Source organism: Pseudomonas sp. No.21 (assembly GCF_054558415.1).
Genome location: NZ_BAAJNO010000010.1, coordinates 311,629 through 318,442, shown reverse-complemented (window position 1 = coordinate 318,442; position 6,814 = coordinate 311,629). Strand labels below are relative to the sequence as shown.

At 68.3% G+C, this 6,814-nt stretch carries 5 protein-coding genes; all 5 read right to left on the bottom strand.

Features of this window, described 5'->3' with window-relative positions; translation table 11 throughout:
* Nucleotides 1-26: 26 nt before the first annotated feature.
* A complete protein-coding gene (locus tag ACYJSS_RS22230; RefSeq protein WP_236205037.1) occupies nucleotides 27-488 on the bottom strand; it encodes a DUF3574 domain-containing protein in 462 nt (153 codons plus the stop codon).
* Nucleotides 485-1,852 carry an APC family permease gene (locus tag ACYJSS_RS22225; protein ID WP_236205036.1) on the bottom strand — a complete coding sequence of 456 codons (1,368 nt, stop codon included), beginning with the start codon at nucleotides 1,850-1,852 and terminating at the stop codon, nucleotides 485-487. The genes ACYJSS_RS22230 and ACYJSS_RS22225 overlap by 4 nt, the downstream gene beginning before the upstream one ends.
* Before the next feature lie 48 nt (nucleotides 1,853-1,900).
* Nucleotides 1,901-4,288, bottom strand: a complete 2,388-nt coding sequence (locus tag ACYJSS_RS22220) for a TonB-dependent receptor plug domain-containing protein (protein ID WP_236205035.1) — start codon at nucleotides 4,286-4,288, stop codon at nucleotides 1,901-1,903.
* A 784-nt stretch (nucleotides 4,289-5,072) separates the two neighbouring features.
* The gene (locus tag ACYJSS_RS22215) at nucleotides 5,073-5,738 is read right to left on the bottom strand and encodes a sulfite oxidase-like oxidoreductase (protein ID WP_236205034.1); all 666 of its coding nucleotides are present in this window, start codon (nucleotides 5,736-5,738) and stop codon (nucleotides 5,073-5,075) included.
* 10 nt (nucleotides 5,739-5,748) lie between these two features.
* Nucleotides 5,749-6,804, bottom strand: a complete 1,056-nt coding sequence (locus tag ACYJSS_RS22210; protein ID WP_236205033.1) for a substrate-binding domain-containing protein — start codon at nucleotides 6,802-6,804, stop codon at nucleotides 5,749-5,751.
* Nucleotides 6,805-6,814 lie beyond the last annotated feature (10 nt).

The window sequence follows — 6,814 nt, the reverse complement described above, 5'->3', positions numbered from 1 at the left end:
GTCTGGCCCCGCACCGTGCGCTGATTTCAGGGCGCCAGCTGGCGGTTCTTCACGCGGTCGTCGGTCCAGTCGGGGTCGCTGGCGGTGACGGGGCTGGAGACCTTGAGCACCGCCATGCCGTGCCGGGCTAGGAACACTGCGCCGATCTCGGCCAGGGCCTCGCGGTTGGCGGCGTTGTCGGCGTGGATCAGCAGGAGGATGCGCGAGGGCAGCTTCTCCGGCTTGCCGCTGGGCCCTCGCCACTGGCCGTTGACGTCGTACCAGCTGAGGCCGTCGGGGAAGCGCGGCGTCACCTCCTCGGCGAGGAAGCGCTCCCACAGCGCGGGTTCGATGGCGCCGAAGTAGAGCTCGGTGCGCAGCATGGCGTGCTCCCGTGGGTGGCCATCGCCGGCCAGTGGGCTGCGGCTTTCCAGCAGCAGTGCGGCACCGGCCAGGGACGCCACCAGGGCGACCACCAGCGGCCCGCGTAGAAGTTTACAAACAGTCATGAGAGCACCTCGCCTTCGCCAGCCACCGAACCACCGCGCCAAACCAGCAGCCCCTGCAACAGCGCGCCCAGGGCGAGCACGGCGACGCCGACGAAGGCGCCGTAGCCGACATAGGCCAGGCTCGACCAGAGCATGTACAGGCACAGGGCGAAGAACAGCAGCGGCAGCAGCGGATAGAGCGGCACCCGCACCGGCCTCGGCACCTCGGGGTGGCGACGGCGGAGGATGATCAGCGCCAGGCTGCTGAGGGCCATGAACAGCCAGTAGACCGGGGTCATGTACTCCACCATGGCGTTGAAGCCGCTCTCGGCGAAGCTGCCGAAGGCCACCAGCAGCAGCGCCACGCCGCCTTCGGCGAGCAGTGCACGGCGCGGCACGCCGTGGCTGTCGTCCCAGTGGCCGAGGCGGTGCAGCGAGGGCACATCGCGGGCGGCGGCGTAGGTGGTGCGGGCGCCGACCATCAGCGTGGAGTTGATGCTGGCCACGGCGGAAACGCCCACCACCAGCAGGATCACGCCGACACCCGGTGCGCCGAAGGCGCGGCCCAGCAGCTCCACCGCCGGTGCGCCGCTGGCCGCCAGGCCATCGAACCCCAGGCCCTGGATGAAGGCCCAGTTCAGCGCCAGGTAGATGCCCAGCAGGAGCAGCAGCGCGCCGAGCATGGCGATGAAGAGGCCGCGCCGGCCGTCACGGATTTCCGCCGACAGCGTGGCCGCGTCGCTCCAGCCACCGAAGGCGAGGAAGACGAAGATCATCGCCGCCGAGAAGCCCGCCACCCCGCCGCTTTCCGGCGGCAGCGGGTTGCTCGGCGGCGGCACCGCGACGCCCTGCCAGGCCAGCCAGGCGCCGCCGGAGACGATGGTCAGGAAGCCCAGGGTGAGCAGGCTCACCAGCAGCGTCTGGGTGAGGAAGCCGACCCGCACGCCGAGCAGGTTGACCAGCACCAGGGCGACGATCAGCGCCCCGGCGAACAGCCCCGCGCCGTGGCGCCCGAGTGGCAGCACGGCGGTGAAGTAGTCGGCGAAGAGAAAGGCCGAGAGCGCGATCCAGCCGGTGTGCAGCACGGCGAAGCGCGACCAGGCGAAGAGGAAGCCCACCCGCTCGCCGTAGGCGCGGTGGAGGAAGTGGTAGTCGCCGCCGGGGTGGGGAAAGGCCGTGGCCATTTCGGCGAAGCACAGCGCGCCGACCATGGACAGCAGGCCGCCGAGCACCCACACCAGGTAGAAGTGCTCGGCGCCGACGTTGAGCGCCACGGTGGGCGCGGTCTTGAGGATATCGGTGGTGATCACCATGCCCAGGGTCACCAGCAGCGCCTGCAGCAGGCCGAGGTGACGCCGTGGCCCGGCGCTTGGGGTGTCGCTCATGCCCGCCTCCGGCAGGGGCCTGGCCGCCCGGGAGGGCGGCCGGCTCGGTCAGAAGCCGTAGGTGGCGCGGGCGTAGTAGTACGCGCCGTTGGAGCCGACCGGCGAGAGCACGTCGTACGGCAGGTTGCCGCCGTAGTTGATCTCCGAGCTGGAGCGCTCCGGGTACTGGTCAGTGAGGTTGTTGCCGCCCAGGGCGACGCTGAACTGCGGGGTGAACGTGTATTGCACCTCGGCATCGAGCTGCCACACGGCGTCGTAGGTCTGCTCCGGCTGCGAGGTGCCGAAGTCGAACACGCGGGTGGTCTCGCCCTGGCGGGTGAGGCGGCCCAGCAGGCTCCAGTTGGCGTTGCTCCAGGTGGTGGAGAGGACGAAGCGATCACGCGGTGCGGCGTCGGTGAGGGTGTTGCGCTCCTCCACGCCCACCAGCGCGTCGTTGCCGATGCCCAGGGCGGCGAGCTGCGACGGCGTGCCCTTGGTGGCGGTGACCTTGGTGTGGTTGTAGGTGTAGGCGGTGGTCACGCCCAGCTGGCCGTCGGCGAAGGGCTGGTGGTAGTTGAGCACCAGCTCGGCGCCATCGGTGCGGGTGTCGGCGGCGTTGGTGAAGAAGTTGACGTCATGCACCCCGGCCACGCCGAAGTTGTCCAGCACGTACTGCTCCAGGGCGTCGCTGCCGATGCGCTGGGACAGGGTGATGCGGTCCTTCACGTCGATGCGGAACACGTCGAACGACAGGTCGAAGCGCTCGCTCAGCTGGGCGGTGAGGCCGATGCTGAAGTTCTTCGAGGTTTCCGGGTCCAGGCTCTCGGCACCCAGGGCGCGGGCGATGGGGTCGTTGACCGAGAGCACGCGGATGTCGGTGAGGGTGCCGCCGGTGCCGAAGTTGCTGGTGGTGTGCTGGAAGCCCACCTGGGCCAGGGACGGCGCGCGGAAGTTGTTGGACACGGCGCCACGCAGGGCCACGGCGTCGGTCAGGCGGTAGCGGCCGCTGAGCTTGCCGGTGAGCTTGCTGCCGGCATCGTCGTAGCGCTCCCAGCGGGTGGCGGCATCGACGAACAGGCGGTCGGTGAGGTCGCCCGAGAGCTCGGCGTAGGTGCCGAACACGTTGCGGTCCAGGTCCACCTCCTCGCTGGGGCGCAGGCCGCTGGCACCGTCGGCGCCGGTGCCCACGTAGGAGGCCTCGTCGCCGGCGCGGGTCAGGTAGTTCTCGTAGCGGTACTCGCCGCCCAGGGCCAGGGCGAAGGACGTGCCCAGCAGGCTCAGCTCGCGGGTGAAGTCGAGGTTGCCTACGGTCTGGCGCAGCTCGTACTCGCCGGTGTCGAAGCGGGTCGGCGAGGAAGCCCCGAGGGAGGCGTTGAGGGTGCGCTTGGTGGCGGATTCGAACAGGTTGCGGCCATGGGTGAGGCTGGCATCGTAGTCCCAGTCCTCGCCTATCAGGCCCTTGAAGCCGCCGGTGAGGGACAGGTCCTGGTTGGTGCCGAGGGACTGCGGCAGGAAGCCGTTGGGGTAGAACGCCGGCTGCTCGCTGGGGTAGCGGTAGAACTCGGCACCGGTGGTGGTGCGGTGGTTGTAGGTGCCGAAGGTGTAGGCCTCGATGTCGCCCAGGGGCAGCTTGCCGTTGAACCAGGTGTTGATGTCGCGGGCGTCGCCGTCGCCCATCACGTAGTTGCGCTGGCCGGGGGTGTCGGCGAAGCCGTCGAAGCCGGCACGGTTGGTGGGGTTGCGGTCCTTGTATTCGGCGCCGCCACGGATGAAGCCGCCGTCCTCGCCCAGGCGCGCGCCGATCTTGGCCGTGGTGGCGCTGTTCTGGCCGTCGGTGGTGGTCTCGTGGATGGCGCTCTGGTGGGTGTGGTACGCGCCGTAGGTGGTGGAGACCTCGCCGCCTTCGGGGGCGTCGTCGAGGATGATGTTGATCACCCCGGCGATGGCATCGGAACCGTACTGGGCGCCGGCGCCATCACGCAGCACTTCGATGCGCTTCACCGCGCTGATGGGGATGGAGTTGAAGTCCACCGGGGCGGTGCCACGGCCGATCTTCGAGGAATCATTGACCAGCGCCGAGGTGTGGCGGCGCTTGCCGTTGACCAGCACCAGCACCTGGTCCGGGCTCATGCCGCGCAGCTGGGCGGCACGCACGTGGTCGGCGCCGCCGGAGTTGGACTGGCGCGGCAGGCTGAAGGACGGCAGCAGCGTCTGCAGGGCCTGGCCCAGTTCGCCGTTGACCGCGCCGGTGGACTTCAGGTCCTCGGCGGTGAGCACGTCCACCGGTACGGGCGAATCGAGCACGGTGCGGTTCTTGGCGCGGGTGCCGGTGACCAGCACGGTGCCGAGGCGGGTCGAATCGTCGGCGCTGCTGGTGGCTTCCTGGGCGTGTGCGGGGGCTTGCGCCAATGCCGTGAGCACGGCGGCGCCCAACAAGGGGAAGGAACGGCGATGCATGCGAATTACTCCTTGGTCGCACTTTTGACGGGCAGTTGGCCAACCACTGGAAGTTGCCGTCCCGACAGATGGATGCTGTTTTAAATGGTCTTCAAGTTGCCATCGCGAAGTTGAACGGAAGCGCCCGCTTAACAGCGGCGGCACGTTCTGATTCGTCGTGCAACGGGGGCAGTGCCGACCGGGTCCTGCCTCTTTGCGAGGTGGCCTGGTATCTCGTTCTTGGGCGGCATCCATGCCTGATGGGGTGTCCTGGAGCCCGATCCTAGACGAGCCCGACGGACGGGCAAAATAACGAATAACACTTAGGTTATATCGCACAGCCGGCTTATAAGCGAAATCGAGAAAGTTGCTGCTACAGCAGCAACAGGTGTTGCTGGAGCAACAATGAAATGACAGTTTCTGAAGTGAAGTTAGTTGTAAAAAAAGCAACTAAATCAATTCCGATAAAGGTCTTTTAATAAATGCGGAATACGGTATTGCGCTGATGAGGCAGGAGGCACTCTCAATCGTAGGATGGGTAGAGCTACGCGAAACCCATGCTGCCGGGTGCCGATCCCAACTCCGCTGGTGGAGGTAAAAAGCGACCTCCACCCTACGCACCACATGAGTTTCGAGCGGGACCATGCGTTGGTGCGGATATGGCATTGCGGTGATGGGTTTCGCTGCGCTCTACCCATCCTACGGTCATGCACGGTGCCTGCTGGGTGCCGAACCCAACTCCGCGGGTGGAGGTAAAAAGCGACCTCCACCCTACAGGTGCCGGAGGCTCACCGCCCTTCCCTGCTCAGTCGTACGCCTTGCGTTGCCATTCGTCCTCGGGGATGTCCAGCGCCTCGCCGGAGAAGCGCTGTTCGAGGAAGGGGTCGGCGTGCAGGTGGAAGCCGTTGCGCTCCCAGAAGCCCGACGCCTCCTCGGTGGTGAACTCCAGGGCGCGCAGCCACTTGGCGCTCTTCCAGAAATAGCGCCCGGCCACCAGCAGGCGCAGCGGCCAGCCGTGCTGGGGCGTCAGCGGCTGGTCGTCGTAGGCCAGCGCCAGCAGGCTGTCGGGATGCAGCAGGTCGGCCAGGGCGAGGTTGGTCTGGTAGTCCGTGTCGGCGTGGGCCATGACGAAGGCGCCCCGGGGCTCGATGCCGTGGGCCTGCAGCAGGTCGCCCAGGTGCACGCCGCGCCAGCGGGTGTCGAACTTCGACCAGCGGGTGACGCAGTGGATGTCGCAGCGCACCTCGCGCTGCGGCAGCTGCAACAGGTCGTCGAAGCGCAGCTCCAGGGGCCTGGACAGCGCGCCGTGCAGGCGCAGCGACCAGTCGGCCAAAACGTACCGGGGCACCTCGCCCTCGTGAAGGATGGGGAAGCGCTCGGTGAGCACCTGCCCCGGCGGCAGGCGCGTGCCGTGGGCCGGGTCGTTCTTCACCGCCCTCGCCTTGCGCAACCGCGATGCCTTGTCGTGCATGTCGGTCGCCTCAGTCGGCCAGGGGAATCCACGGCGAGCGGGCGACGCTGGCCGACTCGCCGAAGGCCGGCAGCTTCTGCGCCAGGTCGCGCACGTTCTTCACGTCCAGGTCCAGCAGCTGCTGGCGGGTGATCAGGGTGGCGGGCACCTGCACGCGGGGACCGGTCTCTTCCCCGGCGATGCGCTGGGCCAGGGTGCGCACGCTGATGGCGCCGGCCACTTCCGGGTTCACCGCGGCGGTGGCGGCCCAGGCGCTGCCCGGCTCCTTCATGATCTGGATGTCGGCGGTGGAGATATCGGCGCTGTAGATCTTCACCTGCTCGCCCAGGCCGGCTTCGTCGACGGCGATCTTGGCGCCTTTGGCGAACTCGTCGAAGGGCGCGAAGATCACCTGCAGGCCGGGGTTGGCGCGCAGCACGGCGCTGGCCTGGTCCGCCACCGAGTTGGCGATGGGCGGGTTGAGGGTGCCGAAGCGGGCCTTCTCGACGATGCCCGGGTTGGCCGCCTTGACCTGGCGCCAGATCTCGTCGCGACGCTCCATGGGGGTGAAGCCGCCGATGAACACGTAGCCGGCCTGGAAGGCGTTGCCGTTGTCCTTCAGCGCCTGGTCCAGGGCCAGTTGCGCCAGGGCGTGGTGGTCCTGCTCGATCTGGGTCACGCCGGGGTTACCCAGCTCGACGTCGAAGGCCACCACCTTGATGCCCTTGGCCACGGCCTTGTCGACGGTGTCCTTGAGGGTTTCCGCCAGGCCGAGCTGGACGATGATGCCGTCCACGCCCAGGTCGATGGCCTGCTCCAGCTGCTCGCGCTGGGTCGCTGCCTGCTGGCGGGCATCGAACAGGCGCAGGTCGACGCCCAGGGCCCTGGACTGCTTCTCCACGCCGCGCAGGTAGGCCTCGGGGAAGTCGCCGGAGAACAGGTAGCCGACCAGGGCGATGCGTACGCCGCCCTTGTCGAAGGGGGCCGGAGCGCCGTCGATTCCGGCGGCGCTGGCGCCGCCGGCGAGGGACAGGGCCAGGGCGCCGGCTGCGAGGCGACGCAGGGCGCGGTTGATCAATGCAGGCATGTCGGGTTCC

Excerpts from the sequence above, each read along its gene's own strand:
- ACYJSS_RS22230 (WP_236205037.1), bottom strand. The coding sequence starts at position 488 with ATGACTGTTTGTAAACTTCTACGCGGGCCGCTGGTGGTCGCCCTGGTG.
- ACYJSS_RS22225 (WP_236205036.1), bottom strand. The coding sequence starts at position 1,852 with ATGAGCGACACCCCAAGCGCCGGGCCACGGCGTCACCTCGGCCTGCTG.
- ACYJSS_RS22220 (WP_236205035.1), bottom strand. The coding sequence starts at position 4,288 with ATGCATCGCCGTTCCTTCCCCTTGTTGGGCGCCGCCGTGCTCACGGCA.
- ACYJSS_RS22215 (WP_236205034.1), bottom strand. The coding sequence starts at position 5,738 with ATGCACGACAAGGCATCGCGGTTGCGCAAGGCGAGGGCGGTGAAGAAC.
- ACYJSS_RS22210 (WP_236205033.1), bottom strand. The coding sequence starts at position 6,804 with ATGCCTGCATTGATCAACCGCGCCCTGCGTCGCCTCGCAGCCGGCGCC.